Consider the following 21,269-nt stretch of genomic DNA (forward strand, 5'->3'; position numbering starts at 1 on the left):
TCGTGCTGGCATCGCAACTGCCCGCGCTGATCGTGCTGCTCGTCTTAGGGGCGGTGGCGAAGGTGTCCACTGTGCGTACGGGCGGGGAGATGGGCACGCTGGCCCGGTTGGGGCCGGCGACGCTGGTGCCCGCCCGCATCGAGGTGCCGATGCTGATCGTCTGCGCGGTCGGTGAGCTGGTGATCGCGACCGGGCTGCTGGTGAGCACGTCTCCGATCTTCAGGTGGATGGCGGTCGCCTTCTTCGCCATGTGCACCTATGTCCTACTGGAGGTACGTCGTCGGCGGCCCGACGCGGGATGCGGATGCTTCGGCGAGGTGAGCGCGGCACCCGTCGGGCTGCGTTCGATCGCCAGGACCATGGTGCTCACCGGGATGGCCGTGCTGTCGATATGGGGTGAAGAGCCCGGCTGGTTGGTCTTCTTGCACCCGTCGTGGTTCATGGCCGCCGGGGTGGTCATGCTCCTCGTACTGTCGCCCGAGCTTGAGGAGATGGTGGATCGGCTGCGTTATCGCGCGCCGTGCGAGCAGCGCCCCGGGCCGGCCACGGAGGTCACACTGGCCAGGCTCCGGTCGAGTGGCCCCTGGCGGCAGCATCGGGAGCAGCTCGCCGCGGTCGAGCCGTACGACAGCTGGCGTGAGTTGTGCTGGCGCTTCTTCGCCTTCGAGCGGCGGGATGGGGCTGATGTCGTGTTCGCGGTCTATCTCAGCGGGCGGCGTCCGGCTGTACGGGTGGCCGTGGTCGAGCACGAGGGCAGCGGCGCTCTGCCGGTTTATACGCCTGTATCGGCCTGACGCTAGACAGCGCTATAGAACCCTCGACAACAAGATATGACTCTATTGGGCTATCTAGCTTCCCCACTAGACAGCCCAATAGAGGACTAGGGGTGTCGCCTAGATCGGTTGGGCACGCAGGAACCTCCCGAAATGCGGCACGGTGAACGCGATCAGGCCGCGCTCAGCGCTGTAGATGAGCCCCTTCTTGATGAGGCTGTCGCGGGCGGGTGACAGGCTGGACGGCTTGCGCCCCAGCGCGTCGGCCACCTCCGCGGTGGCGACCGGCTCGTCGCCGATCTGCGCCATGGCGTGCATGTAGTCGCGCTCCGCCGGGGTGGCCCGCTCGTAGCGGCTGCCGAAGAAGCCCACCGCGAGCTCCTCCTCGGCCTCGGGCGCGGACACCTTGACGTCGTCGAGGGTGATCGGGCTGCGCGGCGCCAGATCCCAGGCGACCTTGCCGTAAGCCTGGACGAAGTAGGGGTAACCGTCGGCCGCCTCGTAGAGGGCGTCGAGGGCGTCCGGCGTGAACTCGACCTCTTCCTCCCGCGCCGGCAGCATCAGCGCGAGGTCGGCCGCCTCGCGATCGAGCTTGTCGATGCGGGCGTAGCGGAAGAGCCGCTCGGAGTAGCTCTTGCTGGCCGACAGCACGCTCGGCAGGTGCGGCAGGCCCGCGCCGACCACGATCAGCGGCCCACCGGACTGCGACAGCTCATGGCAGGCGGCGCACAGCGCCGAGACGTCGGCGGGCTGCACGTCCTGCATCTCGTCGATGAAGAGCGCGATGCCGACGCCCAGGTCGGTGGCCACACTCGCGGCGTCGACGAACAGCTCGGTGAGGTCGATCTCGAGGTCGCCGGAGTCGGCCCGGCCACGGCTGGCCGGCACCTCGATGCCGGGTGACCAGTGCGAGGTGCCCTTGGCGGCGGCCGGATCGCGCATCGCGAACGCCTTGAGCACGCCCAGGAACTCCTCGATGCGCTCCGGCGCGCGATGCCGGGGAGCCAGCTCGCGGATCGCCATGTGCAGCGCGGCCGAGACGGGACGGCGGATCGACTGGTCGGGCCGGGCCTCGATCTTGCCCGTGCCCCACAGCCGCTGCATCGCCATGGACTTGAACGTGTTGAGGAGCACGGTCTTGCCGACGCCGCGCAGACCGGTGACGACCATGCTGCGCTCGGGACGGCCACGGGCCACCCGCTCCAGCACGACCTCGAACTGCTGCAGCTCGCGGTCGCGCCCGGCGAGCTCCGGCGGGCGCTGTCCGGCTCCGGGGGCGTAAGGATTGCGCACAGGGTCCACGCTCTCGGACTTTATTGCGGGATATAGCGGCCGTCTTAGATTTGGGAAGAAAGCGCTACGGCGTGTCCGAGCAGGGGCCGTCGCCAGTATTGTCATCGGACGCACCCCCTCCCACCAGGCCGAACCCTTGTTCGAGTCGGTCCCTAGAACTGTAGCGCGCACTCGAACACGTGCGCGATGGTTTCGAGTAAAGATCTTTGCAACAGAGCGAGCGGTTCGTGCGTCCCGGTGATGTGGAGTTCGAGGATTTCGTCCGAGCCAGGGGCGCGGCGCTGGTCAGGTACGGCTATGTGCTCACCGGCAACGCCGAGGACGCCGCGGATCTCGCCCAGGAGGCGCTGCTCAAGCTGAGCGACAACTGGAGCCGGGTCCGCAACAAGGACAGCCCCGAGGCGTACGTACGCACGACCATGGCCCGCCAGCACATCAGCTGGTGGCGCCGGCGGCGCAGGGAGCAACCGACCGACGACGTCCCCGATGGCGTCCATTACGACACGCATTCGTTCGGCGAGCTCTGGAAGGAGCTCGCGACGCTGCCCAGGAAGCAGCGGACCGTGCTGGTCCTGCGCTACTACGAGGACCTGCCGGATGAGGAGATCGCCGCGATCCTCGGCATCTCACGTGGAACTGTGCGCAGCCAGGCGTTCCGGGCGCTCGCCACGCTCCGGGTCCGGCCCGCTGTGCTGGAGAGGGGACGGACATGAGGACAGAGGACCAAGTGAGCGGCGCGCTGCGCGATGCGGCGGACCGGGCTCCCGAACTCGACCTGCTGGCCGGGGTCGGCGAGCGCAGGCGGCGGCGGACCAGGCGGCGCGCGCAACTGCTCGCGGCGGCCGCGGTGGTCGGGGTGGTGAGCACGAGTACGGTCGTCGCCCAGGGCGTCTTCTCCAGCGGGGGCGGAGAAGAGGCGGCCGCCTCGCCGACCACGACCACGACCGTCACCAAGCCTCATCCCACGAGGACCGTGACCGTTAGGCCGACGACCCCGGCGAAGGGGATACCGGCCGACAAGCTCTGGCCACAGGCGGTCTTCCAGATGCCCGCGAAGAACGCCGACGGCTGGCGCTACCGCCCGATCACCGGCCTCAACGCCACCGAGGTGCTGCTCACCGCGGAGCCCTCGTCCGGGAAGGCCGGCAAGATCGAGGTATACGACGCCAAGGCCGGTAAGTCCCGGGTGGTAACAGAGATCCCTCGGACCCGGGGGTTGGAACAATACTTCCTGCAAACCGCCTCGACCGATGGTACGAACGTCGTCTGGTTCTCCAGCGGGTCGAAGGGCGGGAACGCGGTCACCGAGCTCTGGTGGGCCCCGCTGTCCGGCGGCAAGGCCAAGCTGGCCGTCACGTTGACCGGCGGTGGCGCGGCCGTCGAGGCCATCGGCGTGGACGGTGAGAACGTCGTCTGGTCGCCGCGGAAGGGCGGCGTCTACCGGAAGCCGTTCGGCAACGGTGCTCCCAACCGCGTGCCCAAGTCCGATGGGCTGCGGCTGATCAGCTGGCCATGGGCGGGCGACGCGAGCACTGACGACGAAGAGTTCGAGACGCCCGGCTACAACCAGTCCAAGGTCGTCAACCTGGCCGATGGGACCGAGACCAAGGTGGTGATCAAGGACGGTATGAAGGACCTGCGCTGCGGGCCGGTCTGGTGCCGTGGCCGCCAGGGCGCCACTTCTGTCGTCCAGCACGTCGACGGAACCGGCGTCAAGAAGCTCCCGAAGGGGTTCAGGATGTACGCCATCCTCGATCGCTTCCTGCGATCGGGCGATACCGTGTACGACCTGAACACCGGCACGTCGGCGCGCATTGAAACCCCCGGTGGCTGGAACAGCGACGGCGCCTCGTCGGAGCCCAGCTCGATCATCTACGGGGGCACCACGAAGGGCAAGGTCGACAAGTACTGGGTGCTCAACTTGGCAGCCGTCCCGCCCGCGCAATAGCGTTCGGAGCCATGCGGACCTTCGCGAACGTACAGGAACTCAAGGCGGCCGTCGGCGAGAAGTTCGGCCCGACCGAGTGGCGCACAGTCACTCAGGAGCAGGTCAATCTCTTCGCCGACGCGACCGACGACCACCAGTGGATCCACGTCGACGTGGAGCGGGCCAAGGAAGGACCGTTCGGCGGCACGATCGCGCACGGCTACCTGAGCCTGTCACTGCTGCCGTCGTTCATGATGGAGCTGGTACGCGTCGAGAGCATCCAGATGGGCGTCAACTACGGCCTGAACAAGGTGCGTTTCCCCAGGCCGGTGCCGGTCGGCGCGCGGGTCAGGGCGCTGGGGGAGCTGAGCGACGTCAAGGGCACGCCCGCCGGCTACCTGGCCAACCTGAAGATGACGATCGAGGTCGAGGGCGAGAAGCGCCCGGCCTGCATCGCCGAGACGCTCAGCCTGTACATCCCTGTGGAGCTCACCGCAGGGAGTGGATGATCGCCGCCGCCGCGACGAGCGCCACTAACCCGAGATAGGCCAGGACGAGCCGGGTGTCCTTGAGCAAGCATTTGCTACGGGTCAGCCCGGCCCGCCACGCCTTCCAGTACCCGGCGAAACCGAGGACCGCGAACCCCAGCACCGCCCACGGCCCCAGCAGCCAGGCCAGCAGCGCGACGGTCGCGTACACGCACAACCGGAGCGGATCCTTCACATGATCACCTTGAGCTGGTGGGGGGCGGTGACTGCGGACGGCTGGGATGTGGTGGCGACCGCGGACAGCCGTTGTCCCGAGAGCTGGGGCCACGCCTGAACCGCACAGAACGGTGCGCACTGGTCCTGCTCGGCCCGCGTGCCGACGTGCACGCAGCACTGCGTGAGCCGCTCCTCGATCATGGTTGATATGTCCATGAACGGCTTGACCGTCACCCGCACCACCCGCTCGCCGAGCAGTTTGCGAAGCCTCTTCCGTCGGCCGGGCAGCGCCGAGGAGGCCAGGGTGAGCAGTGTGGACACGCCGAGGTCGCAGTTCTCGCAGATGTCGCGCCACAGGTCGCCGATCCGCGGGTGTGACAACGACGACTGCTCCGACAGCAGTCCGAGCAGCGATTCCTGTACGGCCAGCCGCAGCTCGCGGGGGATCTCGGTGTCGGCGATGCGATTGGAGACCAGGCCCAGGTTCGCCTTGAGCCGGTCATGGCCGATCAGCGCGACCAGCGAACGCCACTGCTGCGAGTCGTCGCGGATCAGGTAGCCGACCGAGCAGCAGTGCGGGTGTGAGCAGGGCAGCGCGGTGAGATCGCGCCAGGTCACCAGGCCGTCGGTCTGCGGGCCGAGCCGCTTGAGCACGCCGGTGTGGGTGAGACGGTTCATCGGGTCGATCGGCCCCGACCTGCCCGAGCCGAACTGCGGCTGCAGCGACACCCCGCCGACGAACGGCGTGTCGAGCGCCAGCCGTACGACGTCGCCGATCTCCCCGTCGTTGACGCCCAGCGCGGCGGTCATCACCAGCGTGGTGAAGATCTCCCGCTCCGACAGCCGTTGTACGGCCTGCGCCTTGAGCTGCCTGAGGTCACCGCCCCGGTGGTGTTTCGACGCCTCGGCAGAACCGCCGTCGTACTGGAGATAGACCTCCACCCGCTCGCGGTGCTCGGTGAGCAGGTCGAGCAGGGCGTCGTCCCTGGCGATGAGGACGCCGTTGGTGTTGATCAGGATGCGGGTGACAGGGCGCTGGTGGAGCTTGGCGAGCAGTTGGGCGAGCTCGGGGTGAAGGGTGGGCTCGCCGCCGCTCAGCATGAGGACGTCGAGCTTGCCGTTCTCGCGGGACAGGCGCTGGTCGACGTTCGCCAGGATGTCGGTGATGGGGACGATGCCGGTCAGATCGGGGGAGCTGTCGGCGAAGCAGGTGGGGCAGCGCAGATTGCAGGCTTCGACGATGTCTTCGAGCAGGATGCAGGTGTGCTGGGTCTGCATCTCGGGCAGCCCTCGGAGGTAGGCCGCAGGGATGGGGTCGAAATTCCCCGAAATATCCGGCATGTGGAGCTTTGTGGGAGCGGTCCACTCTTCCAGATAGGTCAGGATTTCTGGGTCTTCGTCGTACAAAGTCCTGATCAGGCCGTGTTTGCGGCAGCCGCGCTCCAGCCACACGCGCTCGTCGCGGACGGTCAGGTAGCCGCTGACCCGTTCGACCCGCTCCAGGTCCTGGCCGTGGCAGTGGGGACAGAAGGCGTTGACGTACCTGAGGATGCGGTCACCCCGCAGACCCATTCCGGTGCTCATGTCATGACCTTCCGCTTGAAGAGGGGATCGTAGTGGCCGCGCCGCCAGCCGTACCGCAGCCTCAGGGCGAGCAGCAGCAGGCCGGGGATCAGGAACCACTGCGGTCTGGTGAGCTCGAGCCAGACGGTCTCGTTGGCGCGGGTGAACTCGACGAGGAAGCGGAAGGCGGCGTACGCGGCCAGGTACAGCGTGAACAGCTCGCCCGGCTCGGTGAGCCGCCTGCGCGCCCAGAGCAGCGCGGCGAACACAGCGAGCTGGAAGACGATCTCATAGACGAACGACGGGTGCATGGCCTGGCCACTCAGGCAGCCGGGACACTCCGGCGTCGTCGGGGGAGCGTGTACGCCCCAGGGCAACTCGGTCGGACGGCCCGGCGCCTCGGTCAGATGGCAGCCGATCCGGCCCACCGCCATGCCCAGCGCCACCGCCGGGGCGAACAGGTCGCCGGTCCGCTGCTTGTAGCCGATGATCCTCTTGGCGATCAGTACGCCTATGTAGGCGCCGGTCAGGCCGCCGAGGATGCTCCGCGAGCCGTACAGCCAGAGGTCGGAGAGGTTCAGCGTCTCCAGCCAGCCCGCCAGCCGCATGCCGATCGCGCCGCCGACCAGCGCACCGGTCACGGCCACCAGCGACTGCTCGTTGAGCGCGCCGCGGCGGCGGGCCTCGTGCACGAAGACCACGGACGCGACGAGCACTCCCAGGCCGACGAAGATCTCGTGGAGCGGCATGTCAGGCGTACAGGTCCGGGCTGATGCCGGTGCAGATTCCGGCGGACAGGATCGACCACAACGCCCAGCCGACAAGGAACCCCAGACCCAGACCGGTGGCCCACGGCTTGCGCAGGAACTGCAGCCCCGCCCCGGCCCCGAGACCGAAGAGGGCGAGGAAGATCGTGCAGGAGATGATGATGGGGTAGTTAGTGCCGTTCTGGTCGAGGGTGCTGACGAAGATCAGGATGCCGAGGATGGCGTTGACGATGCTGTAGGCGACCAGCCCCGCAAACGCTAGCCCGATGATCAGCCCGACGGACTTGCCCTTGGGCCTGCTGCTGGGCTTGCCGTTGGGCGGCGGTTTTGGCCCGCCGGGGGACGGCGGGATGCTGATTTGTTCGGACGGCGGAGGAGCGGATTGTTCGGACGGCGGAGGAGCGGATTGTTCGGACGGCGGGGGAGCGGATTGTCCGGGAGACGGGTCGCCGCTCGCCTCCACTCGCGTCGGGGCGCTCCCTCCCTGGGGAGGCGTCCCCTCGTCACGATCGTCCGGTGCGGGCGCGGTCATGTGAACATGCCCGGATCCGGCGTTGGCCCGGTCATGCGTATATGCCCGGACTCGATGTTGGCCCAGTCCGTGTGTACATGCCCGGACTCGATGTTGGCCCGGTCATGCGTACATGCCCGGATTCAGCCCCGTGCAATAGCCGGCCGAGACGATGGAGGCGAGCGCCCACCCGATCATCAGCCCCAGCCCCAGCCCCAGCGCCCACGGCTTACGCAGCACCACGAGCAAGATCCCCGCGCCGATCCCGACCACGGCCAGGAACCCCGCGGCGACCCCGATCGCGACCGTCGACGACATGCTCACGACGATGAGTCCGACGATCACATTGAGGATCCAGTAACCAAAGGCCCCGGCGAACGCCAAGCCAACGATCAAGCCCGTCGGCCGTGGCGGCGGGGGAGGAGGAGACATGGTCACGACCTTCAGACTAGCGGGGGCCTTCTGAGTAATAAATCGCCGCTTGGACCCGGCTTTTGAGACCCAGCTTGTTCAACACCCGGCTCACATGCGTCTTCGTGGTCGCCTCAGCCATGTCGAGCTCCTTGGCGATCTCGGCATTGGACAGCCCGCGACCGATCCCGGCCAACACCTCTTGCTCACGCGGCGTCAACCCCTCCACCTGCTGCGCCTTGCGTACGGGCTGCTCGGCGAAGGCAGAGATCAACCGCCGCGTGACCGTAGGCGAGATCAGCCCATCTCCCCTGGCCACCAGCCGTACGGCCGCGACCAGCGACTCCGCGTCGGTGTTCTTCAACAGGAACCCCGCCGCCCCCGCTCGCAACGCCCCGAACACATACTCATCCACATCGAACGTCGTCAAGATCAACACATCGGCTACCCCGGCGAGCTCCCTGGTCGCCGAGATGCCGTCGAGCTTCGGCATCCGCACGTCCATCAACACCACGTCGGGCCGGGTCTCGCGGGCCAACTCCACCGCCTGCTCCCCATCGGCCGCCTCCCCGACGACCTCGATGTCCTGGGCCCCACCGAGAATCAGCACCAGCCCCGCCCGGACAGCCGCATGATCGTCCGCGACCAGTACCTTGATCGTCATCCCGCCTCCCATTGCCCCTTCCTGTCCTTCGGCATGGGCAGCACGGCCTTGACCCGCCACAAACCCCCGCCCACCCCGGCCTCGAACGACCCCCCGACCAACGCGGCCCGTTCCCTCATCCCCACCAGCCCCGCCCCCGCCCCGGGAACCAGCCCAGCCCCGGCCTCAGGAAAAACCTCCGCCCCGGGACGTTCATCCACAGGGTTACCCACAGACTTATCCACAGGGTTGTCCACAGCCACCGTCACTTGCTCCGACTCATAAACGACCTTGACCACAGCCGACCGCCCGCCATGCTTGAGCGCATTGGTCAGCGCCTCCTGCAAGATCCGATAGCCGGCCAGATCCACCGCCGGAGACGGCTCCCGCGGCTCCCCCTCGACGCGGAAATCAGCCGCCATCCCCGCCCGCCGCGACCGTTCGACCAGACTCTCCGCATCAGCCAGTCGCGGCCGGGTGGCTTCGGCCTCATCCCCCTCCTGCCGCAACAGCCCGATCATGGTCCGCATCTCGGCCAGCCCTTTCAGACTGTTCTCCCGAACAGACTCGATGATCTTCCGTATGGCCACCGCATCCAGGTCCGTACGCGACAACGCGCCCGTCGACTGGATGGCGATCGCGCTGAAGTGGTTGGCGATCATGTCATGCAACTCCCGAGCCATCCGCGTACGCTCCGTCGCGATGGCCGCCTCCCGGTCAAGCTCCGCCAGCCGCGCCACCTGCTCCGCCCTGGCACGCTCGGCAGCGGCCTGCTCACGCTGCTGGCGTAACACCATCGCCGTGGTCACCGGCGTAACCAGCACGAGCCCCGCCTGAATCCCGTTGACCGCCAGCGCCCGCCAGTCGCCAGACATGACCCCCGTCACACCCCCGGCCAACACCGCCAGCACAGTGGCGGCCCCCAGCAGCCACCGCGAAAAAGACGCCGGCCCGTACAACGCCGCCGCATACACGTTGTCCGTAAATATCAGGACAGTCGGCAACGACGGCCCCACGACCAGATCAACACCGATCCCCACGGTCCCCAGGGCCAGCCCCACCAACGGCGCCCGCTGCCGTACCGCCACCCCCAGGCACACGAACGCCAGCGGCACCGCGAGCCACCCCTCGGGCACCTCGCGATGAGTGTAGGCTCCGCCCACGATCAGGAGCAGGCCACCGACGAAGGCCAGCCCGGCCCACGACGCCTCGCGTTGCATGCCCCCCATCCCACCACCGTCCAGACCCGGCTCACTCCTTCGTGGGTCTGCCTGTGGATAAACACTTCGATGTATCCACAGGCTCCTCTTCACTGACGATGTGCCGGCCAGAGGAGCCCTCAAGGATGGGATACGTGATTGTCGCCATCCTGATCGGCTGCGAAGTCGGCTTCTGGCTCCTGCTCGGCCTCGGCCTCGCGAGCCGCTACCTTTGGAACCGCCGCCGACTCAGCACCGCTCTCCTCATCTGCGTACCGCTCCTGGACGTGATCCTCCTGGCGGCATCTGTCATGGACATGCGCAGTGGCGCCACGGCCGACCTGAGGCACGGCATAGCGGCCGCGTACCTGGCGTACTCCATCGTCTTCGGCCACAGCACGATCCGCTGGGCCGACGCCAAGTTCCGCCACCGCTTCGCCGACGGCCCACCTCCGTGGCAGCCACCCGCGGGCGGCATGGCCCGCGCCCGCTACGAGTGGATCTTCTGGCTCCGCATCGTCCTCGCGTACGCCATAGCCTGCGCCTTCCTGTTCGGCCTGATCTGGCTCGTCAACGAACCGTCCCGCACGGGCGCACTGATCGATTTCATGCTCGGCCTGCTGAAGGCGCCGCTGATCGCCCTGCTCTGGCCCCTGGGGTACACCCTTTGGCCGAAGAAGGTGGAATCTAGTGGGGCGTGAGGGCGGTATCTGGTTCGAGGCACGGCTCTGGACCCGCTATGCTGGCTTACGCAGCGAGCGGCCGTAGCTCAATGGATAGAGCATCTGACTACGGATCAGAAGGTTGGGGTTTCGAGTACCTCCGGCCGCACACAGCATCAAGGCCCGTTACCAGGGAAAACCTGGAACGGGCCTTCGTGTTTGTCAGGACAATCTCGGGATCTTGCTAACACCGCTGCTAACAAGGGGTGCTCACTCGTTGATCGCTTGGGCGAAGACGTCGGCTGCGGAGGCTTCTGCTGCGCGGATCACGTGGGCGTAGACCCGAAGAGTGATCGAGGGGTCTGCGTGGCCGAGACGGGCCGCGACGACGTGTACGGGGACACCCGCCAGGAGCAGGGTCGTCGCGTGGATGTGGCGGAGGTCGTGGAGTCGGGCATGGGGTAGCGGGTCCTTCGGGTTGTGTGCGTTGTGGCGCTTGATCAGGGTCGGGAAGAGCGAGCTGACGGTGTCCGGGTGGATCGGCGCGCCCCAGCCGGTCGTGAACACGTACGCACTGGCGCCTCGCCACTCAGGGCCGACCTTCAGCTTGTCCTCTGCCTGCATCTTTCGCTGGTTGCGGAGGACCTGGGCCGTCTGCTCGTCGATGCTGACGATGCGCTTCCGGCCGCTCTTCGTGGTGCCCTCGATGCGCTCGCCGTCGATGAAGGCCGCCGAGCCGGTGATGGTGAGTTGCTTGCCATCGAGATCGACGTCTGCCCAGCGGAGGTGGAGCAGCTCCCCGCGCCGGGCGCCCGTGTAAGCGGCCACGTGGAAGAAGGCCCACAGCCGGTGGTCGCGAGCTGCGGTGAGAAAGGACCTGAGCTGGGCGGTGGTCCACACTGCCCCGGGCTCGCTGGTCTCCCGGCGAGGGCGCTTCGCTTTCTCGACAGGGCTGGTCGCGAGGATCTCGTCTACCTCGACGGCGTCCCGGAATGCCTTGCGCAGGACGGCGTGGACGTACTCGATGGTGCGAGGAGACAGTGGGCGCCCGTTCTTGCCGCCGTGGGCGATCAGGTCCCGATAGAGCTTGGTCACGGACGAGGGGCGTACGGCCTGGACACGTGCACTGCCGATGTGGGGCTTGATGTACCGCGTGATGATGCCTCGGTAGTCCTTGAGGGTTTTCGGCTTGATCTCGACTGCGTGAGCCTCGATCCACTCATCGAGGTACTGGGCGACTGTGATGGTGTTGCGGTCGATGTACTCGCCGCGCCGGGCCTTGACGCGGGCTTCGTCGCGGGCGGCCTTGGCGTCGTCCTCTGTGGCGAAGCCGCTTACCCAGCGTGGACGGCTTTCGCCGGTTTCCGGGTCCTTGACGCGGATGACGTAGGACCAGGTGGTTCCGCGCTTCATCACGCCGTCGCGGAGTTTGGGCGTCATTTTCTTCTGGGGCCGCTCGTCGGGGGTCGCCACGAGGGTCTTGGTCATGCTGCGTCCTCTTTCGTGGCGAGGCGAGTGATGTAGTCGGTGAGGGCGCAGACGGGGATGCGGCGGGAGCCGTCGATGCGGAGCGATGTGACCGCGCCAGCGGCGATGAGTTGGTAGAGCTTGCTTCGCGAAATGGCCAGGGCTTCTGCGGCCTCAGGGACCGTGAGGAGGAGCCGGGTCATGGGCGGCTCTCTACGGGGTGTTCTGCCGCAGGTAGCGGTCTTCCTGTGAGGGCGGCGGCGAGGAGTTGGTCTCCGGCTGAGTGGCCCTTGCCTGCGTACTCCCATTCGCTGATGACGAGGATGGTGTCTTCGTCGAAGAGGGGGAGGCGTCCGTGGGTGACCTCTTCGGTGTGAACGAAGCGCTCTCTGGCTGCTCGGAGTTCGCCCAGGGTGGTGGAGTAGCGGCGGGAGCGGGTGGAGAAGTGGCCGCGGAAGCCGAGCATGTGGGCCCAGTCCATGAGCCGGAGTTCGGCGAGTTCTTCGAGTGCGCCGAGGTGCATGCAGGTGGTGATGAGGCGGCGGGCGTGGTCGCGCAGGTTGAAGGCTTCCAGGTTGTCTAGGGGGTTGATGCGGCGGTCGAGGGTGCCGACGCATTCGGCGGCTTTTGTGGCGTACTTGGCGATGTAGCCGGCGACGGCTTGTTCGGTGAGGTCGCCGTCGAGGGTGATGGGGCGGATGTCGAGTTGGCCGCCCCACTTGAAGAGGCGGGCGGGTTGGTCGTCGATGGCGGGGATCAGGGCGCTGACGACGCGGGCGGCGTGTTGGACGGCGTCGGTCAGGGCACCAGCCGTGGCCCAGGCGGGTGGTGGTGCGGTGGGGCCGCCGGGGCCGTCGAGGCGGATGATGGCGTGGAAGTGGACGACGCCGCGCCGTTGGTATTCGGCGACTTTGGCGAAGGAGACGGTGAGGTGGTGGCGGAGGTCTTTGAGGGCCAGGCCGCCGAGTTTGGCGAGGTGGCGGCGTAGGGAGTCGGCGAAGCGCTTCCATAGCAGTGGGGCCAGGGCGTTGAACAGGACGCTGCCGGTGTAGTCGTAGCAGTCGGGGCACAGCGGTTCGCCGAGGCGCGCGTCATCTGGGTTGTGCTTGGTCGTGCAGGACATGACGCGGCCGTGCGGGCAGGCGGGGGCGTCGCGTCGCGCGTGACAAGGCAGTGTCTTGCCATGCTGCTCTTTGCGGGTGTGGACGGCGCCGAAGGACGGGGCCGTCAGGGTGACGAACAGCGTCGGGTGGCCGGTCACCGTCTCGGGGACGCCCTTGCCGCCGATGAGGCCCGCGCGGATCAGGTGGTAGGTGTCGGCCCTGTAGATCTCGGCGCAGGCGGGGCAACGGGAGGCACGGCGGGTCTTGCAGGGCAGGCGCAGGACGCCGTCAGGCTCGGTGCGGGTGGTGTAGCGGTGCAGGAGTCGGCCGACGGCGGTGTCCCAGTGTTCGATCTTGCCGCGCAAGAGGATGGGCTGGCGGCAGCCGCCGGTGGCGCGGATTTGGTTGGCCCAGCGGTCGTAGTCGGGGCGGTTGAGTCGGGCGATCATGCCCGCTTTGGCGTGCGCGGTGGCGTGGGTTGTGGGCAAGATGGAGACCTCCTTTCACTCGTTGGGGTGGAGGGATGGCCCCCGACCTGGCGTGTGTCTTGGCGGATGTACGGCCAGGCCGGGGGCGCTGCGCCTATGGGGCGCCGTGGTTGTCGATGCCGGTGCCGTCGCAATCGAGGCAGCGGGCGTTGTCGGCGTCGATGCCGGTTCCGTTGCAGGTGCAGCAGCGGTAACGGATCACCTCGATGATCAAGGCCGGTTACCTCCTTTCGCGTGGTGTGGTGGTGAGGTGGATGCGCCAGTAGCAGGGATTGGTGCGGTTGGGGTAGAGCCGTGAGGCGGCGATGACGGTGAAGTGCAGGCGCAGGTGGAATAGAGCGTCGATGACTTCGGTGCGGGTTCCTTCGAGGCGAATGCGCATGATCGTGTCTCCTGGTCAGGCGGTGGGTGCCGGGTCGGGCTGGATGCAGCCGTGGGGCTGGATGCAGCCGTGGTAGCTGGTTTCGGCGGCGTGGCGGGCGCGGGCGGCGGCGGAGATGGCCACGGCTCGGTATTCGACGGGGCCGAAGAAGACGGAGGTGGCGTAGTGGCCGTAGGGGGAGTCTTCGTAGTCGATGGGGGAGCCGACGCGGGCGGCGATCTGGTCGATCTCGGCGCACTGGTCGGCGTCGCTGTCCTGGCGTGAGAAGTGGTGCAGGGTGAAGCTCGGGGACACGGGCAGGTCGGGGTGGTCCTCTAGGAAGGCGGCCAGGTCGAGCAGGCCGTTGATGAGGGCCCTGTGGTGGTCGTTGGTCATGGGCTGAGGTCTCCCTTCTGGTCAGGCGGTTCGCAGGGTGTGGAGCAGGTCGGAGGCGAGTTGGTTGGACACGCCCAGGTGGGCGCGTAGGGCGTCGCGGGTGATGGGTCTGCCGTGTTTGGTGTGGTGTTCGTCGGCGACGCGGCGGGCGTAGTCGATCAGTGCGGGGGCGGGGCTGTCCTGCCCGTCGTCCTGGGTGTCCTGGGTGTTGTGGTCGGTCAGGACGGGAGCCGGGGCGTTGGAGGAGGTGGGGACGAGGGCCGAGGACGGCGTCGGGTCCGGGGACGGCTCGGGACGGGTGGCGCGGCGTTCGAGCATGGAGACGGCGATGAGGAACGCGGCGGCGGGGGTGGCGGCGGTGATCCAGCCCCAGGCGGTCGGGTCGGCTTGTTGGAGGTTGGCGGCTAGGGACAGGATGATGCCGCCGGTCAGGACGAGGACGGGCCAGGAGATCGGGCCGCGCCGTGTCCGGCCTGTCTTGGTGTCGTGTTGGCGTTCGCGGGCGGCCATGACGCAGGTGAGGTCGATGCAGATGGCGATGGCCCAGGACATCCAGCCGGTTTGGCCGTGTTGGGTGGCGGTGTCGCGGATGTGGGTGAACGATCCGGCGCCCGCGATGGCGGCTAGGACGAGGACCGGGCCGGTGTCGAGTAGTCGGCGGGTGATGCGTCGCATCGTGCACCCTCCTTTCGTTCAGGCGTTGGCGTGTTCGGGCAGGTGGGCGGTGATCTCGTCCCAGGACGGGGTGAGGTGGGCGTGGGTGTGGGCGGCGTGTTCGGCGGCGGCTTCGGTGACGTAGAAGGAGCGGGCGCGGTACCACTGGCCGTCCTGGGAGGCGACGATGGCGACGCCGGGTGTCTCGGCGGGGATGGCGCGTGCGGAGGCCAGGGCGGCGGGGTCGAGGTCTCCGAGCGTCATGGTGGCGGTCTCGGGGTCGTTGACGCGGTGGCAGATGCGTCCGGAGCATTGGGCGCGTAGGGCGGTGACGCCGGGGCCGAGGTCGGAGCCGATCCGTTGGCCGCAGCAGAACAGGTAGATGCCGAACGCCCGGCCGAGCTGAGCCACCCGCAGCAGAGCGGTCGAGGTTTTGGCGATCTCGTCCTTCTCGGACTTGTCGGCCATCAGGTAGAGCTCGGCCAGCTCGTCGACCAGGACCACGACCGGGACCGGCCGCAGGGCGGGCGGGAGTTGCCAGATGTTGCGGGCGGCGGCCTGCCGGCACAGGCCCATCCGGTCGATCATCAGGCCGACCAGGTCGCACAGCAGCGTGACGGACTCGGCGCGGCAGGTGGCCAGCGCCGACAGGCGGGGCGCGTACGGGGTGAACTCGACGCCGCCCTTGAGGTCGAAGCCGACCAGCGCCACGGGTTGCGGGGCCAGGCCGACGATGAGCGCGTTGGCGAGGTTGGACTTGCCGGACTGTGTGGCGCCCGCGTTGAGCCAGTGCGGAACCGTCCGGAAGTCGATCGTCCACGGTTTGCCGGTCTCCAGCCTGCCGACGGTGACCTTGAGCAGTTCTGGCGAGGGCGGAAGGTCATCGACCTTGACCAGCGGGTCGCACATGGTGGCCATCAGGACCACGCGGCCGGGCCGGGGCGAGGAGACGCGGATCGCGTGTACGCCCCAGGAGTGGGCCAGGCGTTCGGCGGCGTCGGCGTAGTCGCCGGGTGTCTGGCCTTCCAGGGTGTGCAGGGTGACGCGCCAGCCGTGCCGGGTAGGCATGGGCAGCCGCATGAAGGGTTTGGTGTCGACGGCGACCCGCTGGAAGCGCCGCCGCACCTTGACGATGCCGGTGGAGGCGATCAGGCCGGGGACGGTGGTGAACCACCAGCGGTGCCGCTTCTTGGTCAAGCCGCAGCCGAGCGCGATGCGCCGCCAGGAGGCGCGGACCGAGACGGCGGTGAGCGGGAAGCCGAGCGCGAGCCAGAACGACGGGTAGTGCCAGCGGCGCCAGGCCCACAGCCCCACCCCGATCAGGGGAAGGGCCGCGAGCCAGGCGGGCAGGTCAGACATCGGCAGCCTCCCGCGCTGGGAGCAGGGCGGATGCGCGGTAGGCGATGCCCCACTTGCCGGCGATCTCCCAGACGTAGCCGAGCAGGCCGACCGCGTTGACGGGGTCTCCGGCTTTGATGGGCGGTTCCCCGGTGATGCCGATCTTGACGAGTTCGATCCGGCCGAACTCGTCCTCCACGGAGACGGTGACCTCGTAGACGGTGTTGCCGTTCTTGTCGGTCTTGATCTCACCGGTATCGCGGTTGAGCACGCGCGGGCGCGGGGCCTTGACGCAGGTGATGGCGAGCTTGGTGACATCGACCGGGATCGGGACGGTACGCATGTGCGGTGACCTCCTTATTCGTCCTAGCCAACATGGTTAACCTAGTTGGCTCAGTTGTCAATGTTGGCGTGGCTGACTTGGTGTGGTGAGATGGACGGTGATGGTCAAACACACCGGGCGGGCCGGCTACCTGCAGATCGCTGACGATCTCCGCGCGCAGATCCGCGGCGGATCCCTCGCGCCCGGCACCCCGCTGCCCTCCACCGCCCGGCTCGCCGAGCAGTACGACGCCTCCCTGTCGGTGGTGAAGATGGCGGTCGGCATCCTGCGCAACGAAGGCCTGGTCATCGGCCAGCAGGGCAAGGGCGTATACGTCCGCGACGAGGCCGACGCCCCCGCTGGCGACCTGCCCGGCGGCTTGGCCGACGAGGTGGCCGAGCTGCGGACCGCCGTACAGGACCTGTCGGGACGGCTCGCGCGGGTCGAGGAGCAGTTGGCTACGTCCACGACACGCCGTTCCGCACGTGGCAGCCGGTGACCTTACGGGCCAGTGACGCCGACATCCCGTTGGCCTGACGGCGCAGGTTCATGGCCCTGTCCTCGCGGCGGATGCCGACCAGGACCGTGATGTAGCCGACGAGCAGCGTCACGCCGAGTAGCCCGGCGAGGATCAACGGGAGCCAGCTCACGTCCAGCTCACCCCCGCCGCCGCGACGGTACGGGGGCCGCGCGGGGGACGGCGGGTCTCGGTCCGCCGCTGGTTGCGCCGGTTCCTGGCCCGCTGCTTCCTTGTCCAGCGCGCACGCGCCAGGCACTTGGAGCACTGCATCTGACCCTCGGTCAGGGCGTTGCCGCATCCACATGAGGGCGCCTCGTCCAGAAAGCTGATCATGTTCGTCATTGGGCATCTCCTCCTTCGATTGGGGTCGTTGTGGCTTGTGCAACCGAGAATGCTGCGGAGAGTCAGGACGAGATCACTACACGACGGGACATGTTCAAGACGTCCGGCCTACGATGAGGCGGTCCCCGGACGTCCCTTGGAGCAGGTGAGATGGCGAACGAACGGCTACGCGCAGCCCTTCTCCACAAAGGCGTGTCCATCGCCGATCTGGCCGAGGCGATCGAAGTCGACCCCAAGACCATCGAGCGGTGGATCACCAAGGGGCGCGAGCCGTACCGAAAGCACCGCTTTGCCACGGCTTCGTACCTGGGTGTGGACGAGGGGTACCTGTGGCCCGAGGCGCTCACCCGCGATCAGGTCGCCGCAGCCTCACAAAGCGAGGTCATCGCGATCTATCCACACCGGTGGGCCGTCCCTCGGGACATCTGGGGACGACTGTTCGGGGCGGCGTCGCAGGAGATCGGCGTCCTGGTCTACAGCGGCCTGTTCCTCGCCGACGACGGAGGCATGGTGCGCCTGTTCGCCGACAAGGCCCGAACCGGGGTGAGAGTCCGGATCCTGCTCGGCGACCCTGACAGCTCCGAGGTCGCCCAGCGCGGCGCCGACGAAGGCGTTGGTGACAGCATGGCCGCCCAGATCCGCAGCGCCCTGGTCCTCTACCAACCCATCAAGGGCATGGAGAACGTCGAGATCAGGCTGCACGACACGATCCTGTACAACTCGATCTACCGCGCCGACGACGAATACCTGATCAACATGCACGTGTACGGCACCCGCGCCGGCAACGCCCCCGTCCTGCATCTACGCCGGGTGGCCGGAGGCGACATGGTCGCCACCTACGCCGAGAGTTACGACAAGGTGTGGGCCAAGGCGACGCCGGTAGAGTCCTGAAGCATGGCCCGGCGGATCGACTTCCACCAGGACCCCAACGCGCCCAAGGCCAACAGCCTGGTGCCGTCGGTGAACGTGATCGTCACCAACGACCACGGGGATCTGTTGATGATCCTGCGGTCGGACAACGACAACTGGGCACTTCCCGGGGGAGCCATCGACCTGGGTGAATCTCTTCCGCAGGCGGGCGTGCGGGAGACGCTGGAGGAGACCGGCATCATCTGTGAGATCACTGGCCTGGTCGGCACCTACACCGATCCCGGACACGTGATCCTCTACACCTCCAACGGCGAAGCCCGCCAAGAGTTCTCCATCGTGCTCACTGGCCGCGCCCTCTCCGGGACACCGACACAGAGCACGGAATCCCGCCAGGTGCAGTGGATACCCCGCGAGGAGGTTCTGTCCCTGCCGATGGCGGCGTCGATGCGGATGCGGATCGAGCACTACCTATTCGGCACCGGCCTGCCGCACATCGGATAGCGCCGCCTCCACCGCGCGAACCGACGACACGATGCACGGCGTCGCCGCGATGATCGACCGGCTCACCACATGCTCGGGGCCATAGCGGGAGTGGATCTCCGCGAGCCGTTCCCGCACATCCAGGTGCCGGCCATCCGGGTCGGTGGTCATGTCGCAGTAGGTCAGTGCCTCCGCCAGCTCGGGCCTTTCCTGGTCGAACTCCGCCGCCAGGACGTCGAACAGGTCACGCTGCCGAGCCTCATTGTCGGCACACGAGTGGTAGGCCACCAGACGGCACAACCGATCCTCGGCCCCCGCCACATCACGCAGGAATCGGGCGCCGTCGAGCTGATGCATCCCGGTGTCCACCAAGTCGGGGGCGTACCCGATGTCATGCAGCAGCGAGGCGGCGATCAAGGTGTCCGTTTCCGGGCCGAGAATGCAGGTCAAGGTCTCGGCCTGCTCGGCGACTCCCTGCGTGTGCGCCCAGCGCCGGGGCAACTTGGCCTCCAGCAGGTCTTTGGCCAGGCCGTACGCCCAATCAACATCTCCCACGAGCCCACGATAGGCACCCGGGACCGGGATAGATCTAGAGGGCGGGGTGAGACGTCCCAGGACGTCTCACCTCATACTGCTCTAGGAGCGGACGAACCTGCCCCGGCCATGCTCGGCCACCACCAGGCCCTCACGCTCCAGCACGGACAACGCCTGCCGCACTGTGTTCCGCGAGGCCGCGAAACGCCGCCTCAGTTCCGCCTCACTCGGCACGGCCGCGCCGCAAGCAAGCTGCCCGCCTACGATCTGCCCACGCAGCTCAGCGGCGATCACCTGATACCGGTACGGCACCGTCGGCCCGGCCCCGCACACCACCCGACCCTTGGACGGAACGGTGACCAGCAACCCCTCATCCTCCAGCAGCGCCAGCCCCCGCCGCACCGTGTTACGCGCCACCCCGAACGTCCGGCACAACGCCGCCTCCGAGGGCAGCACACTGCCCGGCGGAAACTCTCCCGAGCCGATCCACTCGCGAAGCCGGTCGGCGATCTGGGTGTAGACCCGCCCCCCGGTCAGCCACCGGCCCTCGGACACCCGATCAGCCGCGGTAGGCATCGAGCATCTTGTTCAAGTCGATGCTGAGCTCGCCCTGCTCGCCCGCACGCCAGCCCGCCCGAGCGGCCTGCTCGATCCGCTCCACCGCGACCGGCATCTGCAGGAACGACACCCGCTCGTCCTCTTGGTCGCCCCAGTAGAACCAGCAGAACGGCAGTTGCACGAACACCCGCCGCATCCTGCACCGGCTGTCGGTCACATCCAGCGCCGGACGCCCATCCGGCGCCACGATCAGCACCACCGTGACCTCACGTACGGCCAGCTGCTCGCCCAGTGCGGTCAGCAATCGCTTTGCGTACGCCCGCTGCTGCTCCTTGACGGTCTCGCTTGTCGGCATGCTCGTCCTCTCTGACGCTCCCGGTTGGGTGTACGCGTCGAGACTCTCTCTGGGGTCAGGGGCGGGAACACCACAACTTGGGGACGTCTAGGGACGTCTGATGCTAACGTCGCAGCACACGACCGTTTCGCGAGACAAGCAGGCGGGTCCGATGAACAACAACCTCCGCAACGCGCTGGCCGCCGCCCGGCTCAACACCACCGATGTCGCCGCCGCACTCACCGTCGACCCCAAGACCGTCGCCCGCTGGCTCAACGGCCGCACCCCCTACCCTCGCCACCGCTGGGCCATCGCCGACCTCCTCCACCTCAACGAGGCCGACCTATGGCCCGACATCGCCCAACGACATCGAGCACTCACCGACGGCCTACAAGCGATCTACCCCCACCGCTGGGCCGTCCCCCGCACCGTCTGGCGCAACCACTTCCAACAGGCCACCGAGGAGATCGGCATCCTCGCCTACAGCGCACTCTTCCTCGCCGAAGACCGCGGACTCCTCGACATCCTCACCACCCGAGCAGGCGCAGGCGTCAACATCCGCATCCTCCTCGGCGACCCCGAAGCCCCCGAAGTCGCGGCACGCGGAGTCGACGAAGGCATCGGCCCCGCGGTAATGGCAGCGCGAGTCAACAACGCCCTCACGCTCTACAGGCCCCTGCTCGACGTCGACGGCGTCGAGATGCGCCATCACCGCACAGTGCTCTACAGCTCCATCTACCGAGCCGACGACGAACTCCTCGTCAACACCCACGCCTACGCCACGCCAGCAGCCAACGCCCCCGTCATCCACCTACGTAACAACGACGACCAAGGCCCAGCAGACGTCTACCTCACCAGCTTCGAACGCACCTGGACCACAGGCCAGCCTTACCCTGACCAGCACTGAGCCACCAACGGACAGCGCAGAAAGCAACTTATCTACACGTCATCAAGGGTGCGCCGTGCGGCGCACCGATTCGTGAGGAGGTGAAAGACCTTCTCCTGCGTCCTGTCGCAGCAGGGAGCAGAAGCTGAGGGCAGCCTGATCC

General features: G+C 67.7%; 30 protein-coding genes and 1 tRNA gene. 10 read left to right on the plus strand and 21 right to left on the minus strand.

The window, feature by feature from the left end; all coding sequences use genetic code 11:
* Positions 1–2 precede the first annotated feature (2 nt).
* Positions 3–794: a MauE/DoxX family redox-associated membrane protein gene (locus AB0J16_RS05030; protein ID WP_358534733.1), complete on the plus strand. Its 792-nt coding sequence runs from the start codon at positions 3–5 to the stop codon at positions 792–794.
* A gap of 99 nt (positions 795–893) precedes the next feature.
* Here AB0J16_RS05030 and AB0J16_RS05035 read toward each other — a convergent pair whose 3' ends face one another.
* Positions 894–2,075 (minus strand): ATP-binding protein, encoded by a 1,182-nt coding sequence (locus AB0J16_RS05035; RefSeq protein WP_358534735.1) that lies wholly within the window; start codon positions 2,073–2,075, stop codon positions 894–896.
* 218 nt (positions 2,076–2,293) lie between these two features.
* On the opposite strand from AB0J16_RS05035, the gene AB0J16_RS05040 reads away from it, so the two are divergent.
* Genes AB0J16_RS05040 through AB0J16_RS05050 form a run of 3 tightly spaced genes read left to right on the plus strand, consistent with a single transcriptional unit; the run spans position 2,294 to position 4,502 of the window.
* Positions 2,294–2,779 (plus strand): SigE family RNA polymerase sigma factor, encoded by a 486-nt coding sequence (locus AB0J16_RS05040; protein ID WP_358534737.1) that lies wholly within the window; start codon positions 2,294–2,296, stop codon positions 2,777–2,779.
* Positions 2,776–4,014 carry a hypothetical protein gene (locus AB0J16_RS05045; RefSeq protein ID WP_358534739.1) on the plus strand — a complete coding sequence of 413 codons (1,239 nt, stop codon included), beginning with the start codon at positions 2,776–2,778 and terminating at the stop codon, positions 4,012–4,014. Before AB0J16_RS05040 ends, AB0J16_RS05045 begins: the two co-directional genes overlap by 4 nt.
* An 11-nt stretch (positions 4,015–4,025) precedes the next feature.
* Positions 4,026–4,502 (plus strand): MaoC family dehydratase, encoded by a 477-nt coding sequence (locus AB0J16_RS05050; protein WP_357957657.1) that lies wholly within the window; start codon positions 4,026–4,028, stop codon positions 4,500–4,502.
* Here AB0J16_RS05050 and AB0J16_RS05055 read toward each other — a convergent pair.
* The 7 genes from AB0J16_RS05055 to AB0J16_RS05085 form a co-directional block, all read right to left on the minus strand.
* Positions 4,483–4,716: a hypothetical protein gene (locus AB0J16_RS05055; RefSeq protein WP_358534741.1), complete on the minus strand. Its 234-nt coding sequence runs from the start codon at positions 4,714–4,716 to the stop codon at positions 4,483–4,485. The genes AB0J16_RS05050 and AB0J16_RS05055 overlap by 20 nt on opposite strands.
* Positions 4,713–6,281 carry a radical SAM protein gene (locus AB0J16_RS05060; protein WP_358534743.1) on the minus strand — a complete coding sequence of 523 codons (1,569 nt, stop codon included), beginning with the start codon at positions 6,279–6,281 and terminating at the stop codon, positions 4,713–4,715. Before AB0J16_RS05060 ends, AB0J16_RS05055 begins: the two co-directional genes overlap by 4 nt.
* The gene (locus AB0J16_RS05065; RefSeq protein ID WP_358534745.1) at positions 6,278–7,009 is read right to left on the minus strand and encodes a prolipoprotein diacylglyceryl transferase family protein; all 732 of its coding nucleotides are present in this window, start codon (positions 7,007–7,009) and stop codon (positions 6,278–6,280) included. Before AB0J16_RS05065 ends, AB0J16_RS05060 begins: the two co-directional genes overlap by 4 nt.
* Before the next feature lies 1 nt (position 7,010).
* Positions 7,011–7,559 carry a hypothetical protein gene (locus AB0J16_RS05070; protein ID WP_358534747.1) on the minus strand — a complete coding sequence of 183 codons (549 nt, stop codon included), beginning with the start codon at positions 7,557–7,559 and terminating at the stop codon, positions 7,011–7,013.
* A gap of 102 nt (positions 7,560–7,661) precedes the next feature.
* On the minus strand, positions 7,662–7,856 hold the full coding sequence (locus tag AB0J16_RS05075) for a hypothetical protein (RefSeq protein ID WP_358534749.1): 195 nt from the start codon (positions 7,854–7,856) through the stop codon (positions 7,662–7,664).
* 130 nt (positions 7,857–7,986) lie between these two features.
* Positions 7,987–8,613, minus strand: a complete 627-nt coding sequence (locus AB0J16_RS05080; protein WP_358534751.1) for a response regulator transcription factor — start codon at positions 8,611–8,613, stop codon at positions 7,987–7,989.
* A complete protein-coding gene (locus AB0J16_RS05085; RefSeq protein WP_358534753.1) occupies positions 8,610–9,812 on the minus strand; it encodes a histidine kinase in 1,203 nt (400 codons plus the stop codon). Before AB0J16_RS05085 ends, AB0J16_RS05080 begins: the two co-directional genes overlap by 4 nt.
* Before the next feature lie 125 nt (positions 9,813–9,937).
* Here AB0J16_RS05085 and AB0J16_RS05090 point away from each other — a divergent pair, with 125 nt between their 5' ends.
* Complete coding sequence (locus AB0J16_RS05090) at positions 9,938–10,492, plus strand: hypothetical protein (RefSeq protein WP_358534755.1); 555 nt, start codon at positions 9,938–9,940, stop codon at positions 10,490–10,492.
* A 57-nt stretch (positions 10,493–10,549) separates the two neighbouring features.
* Positions 10,550–10,622: transfer RNA gene (locus AB0J16_RS05095), tRNA-Arg, on the plus strand.
* A 101-nt stretch (positions 10,623–10,723) separates the two neighbouring features.
* On the opposite strand, the gene AB0J16_RS05100 is transcribed toward AB0J16_RS05095, so the two are convergent.
* From AB0J16_RS05100 to AB0J16_RS05135, 8 genes are all read right to left on the minus strand, one after another.
* On the minus strand, positions 10,724–11,941 hold the full coding sequence (locus AB0J16_RS05100; protein ID WP_358534757.1) for a site-specific integrase: 1,218 nt from the start codon (positions 11,939–11,941) through the stop codon (positions 10,724–10,726).
* Positions 11,938–12,123: a helix-turn-helix domain-containing protein gene (locus AB0J16_RS05105; RefSeq protein WP_358534759.1), complete on the minus strand. Its 186-nt coding sequence runs from the start codon at positions 12,121–12,123 to the stop codon at positions 11,938–11,940. Before AB0J16_RS05105 ends, AB0J16_RS05100 begins: the two co-directional genes overlap by 4 nt.
* Entirely contained in the window at positions 12,120–13,511 is a 1,392-nt protein-coding gene (locus AB0J16_RS05110; protein WP_358534761.1) for a replication initiator, read from the minus strand. Before AB0J16_RS05110 ends, AB0J16_RS05105 begins: the two co-directional genes overlap by 4 nt.
* Positions 13,512–13,731: 220 nt before the next feature.
* On the minus strand, positions 13,732–13,893 hold the full coding sequence (locus AB0J16_RS05115) for a DUF3970 family protein (protein WP_358534763.1): 162 nt from the start codon (positions 13,891–13,893) through the stop codon (positions 13,732–13,734).
* Positions 13,894–13,908: 15 nt separating this feature from the next.
* Positions 13,909–14,268, minus strand: coding sequence for a hypothetical protein (locus tag AB0J16_RS05120; RefSeq protein ID WP_358534765.1), 360 nt, complete (start codon positions 14,266–14,268; stop codon positions 13,909–13,911).
* Between the two features lie 21 nt (positions 14,269–14,289).
* A complete protein-coding gene (locus AB0J16_RS05125) occupies positions 14,290–14,943 on the minus strand; it encodes a DUF2637 domain-containing protein (RefSeq protein ID WP_358534766.1) in 654 nt (217 codons plus the stop codon).
* 18 nt (positions 14,944–14,961) lie between these two features.
* Positions 14,962–16,281 carry an FtsK/SpoIIIE domain-containing protein gene (locus AB0J16_RS05130; protein WP_358534768.1) on the minus strand — a complete coding sequence of 440 codons (1,320 nt, stop codon included), beginning with the start codon at positions 16,279–16,281 and terminating at the stop codon, positions 14,962–14,964.
* Entirely contained in the window at positions 16,274–16,603 is a 330-nt protein-coding gene (locus AB0J16_RS05135) for a hypothetical protein (protein ID WP_358534770.1), read from the minus strand. The genes AB0J16_RS05130 and AB0J16_RS05135 overlap by 8 nt, the downstream gene beginning before the upstream one ends.
* A gap of 100 nt (positions 16,604–16,703) precedes the next feature.
* Between AB0J16_RS05135 and AB0J16_RS05140 the strand changes: the two genes are divergently transcribed.
* Positions 16,704–17,081 carry a winged helix-turn-helix domain-containing protein gene (locus AB0J16_RS05140; RefSeq protein WP_358534772.1) on the plus strand — a complete coding sequence of 126 codons (378 nt, stop codon included), beginning with the start codon at positions 16,704–16,706 and terminating at the stop codon, positions 17,079–17,081.
* Here AB0J16_RS05140 and AB0J16_RS05145 read toward each other — a convergent pair.
* Positions 17,041–17,232 (minus strand): hypothetical protein, encoded by a 192-nt coding sequence (locus tag AB0J16_RS05145; RefSeq protein ID WP_358534774.1) that lies wholly within the window; start codon positions 17,230–17,232, stop codon positions 17,041–17,043. The two genes, AB0J16_RS05140 and AB0J16_RS05145, sit on opposite strands and share 41 nt — an antisense overlap.
* Positions 17,229–17,444, minus strand: coding sequence for a hypothetical protein (locus AB0J16_RS05150; protein ID WP_358534776.1), 216 nt, complete (start codon positions 17,442–17,444; stop codon positions 17,229–17,231). The genes AB0J16_RS05145 and AB0J16_RS05150 overlap by 4 nt, the downstream gene beginning before the upstream one ends.
* A 192-nt stretch (positions 17,445–17,636) precedes the next feature.
* Here AB0J16_RS05150 and AB0J16_RS05155 point away from each other — a divergent pair, with 192 nt between their 5' ends.
* Together AB0J16_RS05155 and AB0J16_RS05160 are read left to right on the plus strand one after the other, a co-directional pair.
* Positions 17,637–18,335: an XRE family transcriptional regulator gene (locus AB0J16_RS05155; protein WP_358534778.1), complete on the plus strand. Its 699-nt coding sequence runs from the start codon at positions 17,637–17,639 to the stop codon at positions 18,333–18,335.
* A 3-nt stretch (positions 18,336–18,338) separates the two neighbouring features.
* Positions 18,339–18,815 carry an NUDIX domain-containing protein gene (locus AB0J16_RS05160; protein ID WP_358534780.1) on the plus strand — a complete coding sequence of 159 codons (477 nt, stop codon included), beginning with the start codon at positions 18,339–18,341 and terminating at the stop codon, positions 18,813–18,815.
* Here AB0J16_RS05160 and AB0J16_RS05165 read toward each other — a convergent pair.
* From AB0J16_RS05165 to AB0J16_RS05175, 3 genes are all read right to left on the minus strand, one after another.
* Positions 18,783–19,349, minus strand: a complete 567-nt coding sequence (locus AB0J16_RS05165; protein WP_358534782.1) for an HD domain-containing protein — start codon at positions 19,347–19,349, stop codon at positions 18,783–18,785. The two genes, AB0J16_RS05160 and AB0J16_RS05165, sit on opposite strands and share 33 nt — an antisense overlap.
* Positions 19,350–19,430: 81 nt before the next feature.
* Positions 19,431–19,904 carry a GntR family transcriptional regulator gene (locus tag AB0J16_RS05170; RefSeq protein WP_358534784.1) on the minus strand — a complete coding sequence of 158 codons (474 nt, stop codon included), beginning with the start codon at positions 19,902–19,904 and terminating at the stop codon, positions 19,431–19,433.
* Complete coding sequence (locus tag AB0J16_RS05175) at positions 19,888–20,241, minus strand: hypothetical protein (protein ID WP_358534786.1); 354 nt, start codon at positions 20,239–20,241, stop codon at positions 19,888–19,890. Before AB0J16_RS05175 ends, AB0J16_RS05170 begins: the two co-directional genes overlap by 17 nt.
* 151 nt (positions 20,242–20,392) lie before the next feature.
* Between AB0J16_RS05175 and AB0J16_RS05180 the strand changes: the two genes are divergently transcribed.
* Positions 20,393–21,127, plus strand: a complete 735-nt coding sequence (locus AB0J16_RS05180) for a helix-turn-helix transcriptional regulator (RefSeq protein WP_358534788.1) — start codon at positions 20,393–20,395, stop codon at positions 21,125–21,127.
* The last annotated feature ends 142 nt before the right edge of the window (positions 21,128–21,269 follow it).

The sequence above is a fragment of the Nonomuraea sp. NPDC049750 genome (assembly GCF_040659625.1).
Lineage (GTDB): Bacteria > Actinomycetota > Actinomycetes > Streptosporangiales > Streptosporangiaceae > Nonomuraea.

Bases quoted from the DNA above. Each gene is read 5' to 3' on its own strand.
- AB0J16_RS05045 (WP_358534739.1), top strand. From the start codon at position 2,776: ATGAGGACAGAGGACCAAGTGAGCGGCGCGCTGCGCGATGCGGCGGAC.
- AB0J16_RS05050 (WP_357957657.1), top strand. From the start codon at position 4,026: ATGCGGACCTTCGCGAACGTACAGGAACTCAAGGCGGCCGTCGGCGAG.
- AB0J16_RS05060 (WP_358534743.1), bottom strand. From the start codon at position 6,281: ATGAGCACCGGAATGGGTCTGCGGGGTGACCGCATCCTCAGGTACGTC.
- AB0J16_RS05065 (WP_358534745.1), bottom strand. From the start codon at position 7,009: ATGCCGCTCCACGAGATCTTCGTCGGCCTGGGAGTGCTCGTCGCGTCC.
- AB0J16_RS05070 (WP_358534747.1), bottom strand. From the start codon at position 7,559: ATGACCGCGCCCGCACCGGACGATCGTGACGAGGGGACGCCTCCCCAG.
- AB0J16_RS05075 (WP_358534749.1), bottom strand. From the start codon at position 7,856: ATGTCGTCGACGGTCGCGATCGGGGTCGCCGCGGGGTTCCTGGCCGTG.
- AB0J16_RS05080 (WP_358534751.1), bottom strand. From the start codon at position 8,613: ATGACGATCAAGGTACTGGTCGCGGACGATCATGCGGCTGTCCGGGCG.
- AB0J16_RS05085 (WP_358534753.1), bottom strand. From the start codon at position 9,812: ATGCAACGCGAGGCGTCGTGGGCCGGGCTGGCCTTCGTCGGTGGCCTG.
- AB0J16_RS05090 (WP_358534755.1), top strand. From the start codon at position 9,938: ATGGGATACGTGATTGTCGCCATCCTGATCGGCTGCGAAGTCGGCTTC.
- AB0J16_RS05100 (WP_358534757.1), bottom strand. From the start codon at position 11,941: ATGACCAAGACCCTCGTGGCGACCCCCGACGAGCGGCCCCAGAAGAAA.
- AB0J16_RS05105 (WP_358534759.1), bottom strand. From the start codon at position 12,123: ATGACCCGGCTCCTCCTCACGGTCCCTGAGGCCGCAGAAGCCCTGGCC.
- AB0J16_RS05115 (WP_358534763.1), bottom strand. From the start codon at position 13,893: ATGCGCATTCGCCTCGAAGGAACCCGCACCGAAGTCATCGACGCTCTA.
- AB0J16_RS05120 (WP_358534765.1), bottom strand. From the start codon at position 14,268: ATGACCAACGACCACCACAGGGCCCTCATCAACGGCCTGCTCGACCTG.
- AB0J16_RS05125 (WP_358534766.1), bottom strand. From the start codon at position 14,943: ATGCGACGCATCACCCGCCGACTACTCGACACCGGCCCGGTCCTCGTC.
- AB0J16_RS05130 (WP_358534768.1), bottom strand. From the start codon at position 16,281: ATGTCTGACCTGCCCGCCTGGCTCGCGGCCCTTCCCCTGATCGGGGTG.
- AB0J16_RS05135 (WP_358534770.1), bottom strand. From the start codon at position 16,603: ATGCGTACCGTCCCGATCCCGGTCGATGTCACCAAGCTCGCCATCACC.
- AB0J16_RS05140 (WP_358534772.1), top strand. From the start codon at position 16,704: ATGGTCAAACACACCGGGCGGGCCGGCTACCTGCAGATCGCTGACGAT.
- AB0J16_RS05150 (WP_358534776.1), bottom strand. From the start codon at position 17,444: ATGACGAACATGATCAGCTTTCTGGACGAGGCGCCCTCATGTGGATGC.
- AB0J16_RS05160 (WP_358534780.1), top strand. From the start codon at position 18,339: ATGGCCCGGCGGATCGACTTCCACCAGGACCCCAACGCGCCCAAGGCC.
- AB0J16_RS05170 (WP_358534784.1), bottom strand. From the start codon at position 19,904: ATGCCTACCGCGGCTGATCGGGTGTCCGAGGGCCGGTGGCTGACCGGG.
- AB0J16_RS05175 (WP_358534786.1), bottom strand. From the start codon at position 20,241: ATGCCGACAAGCGAGACCGTCAAGGAGCAGCAGCGGGCGTACGCAAAG.
- AB0J16_RS05180 (WP_358534788.1), top strand. From the start codon at position 20,393: ATGAACAACAACCTCCGCAACGCGCTGGCCGCCGCCCGGCTCAACACC.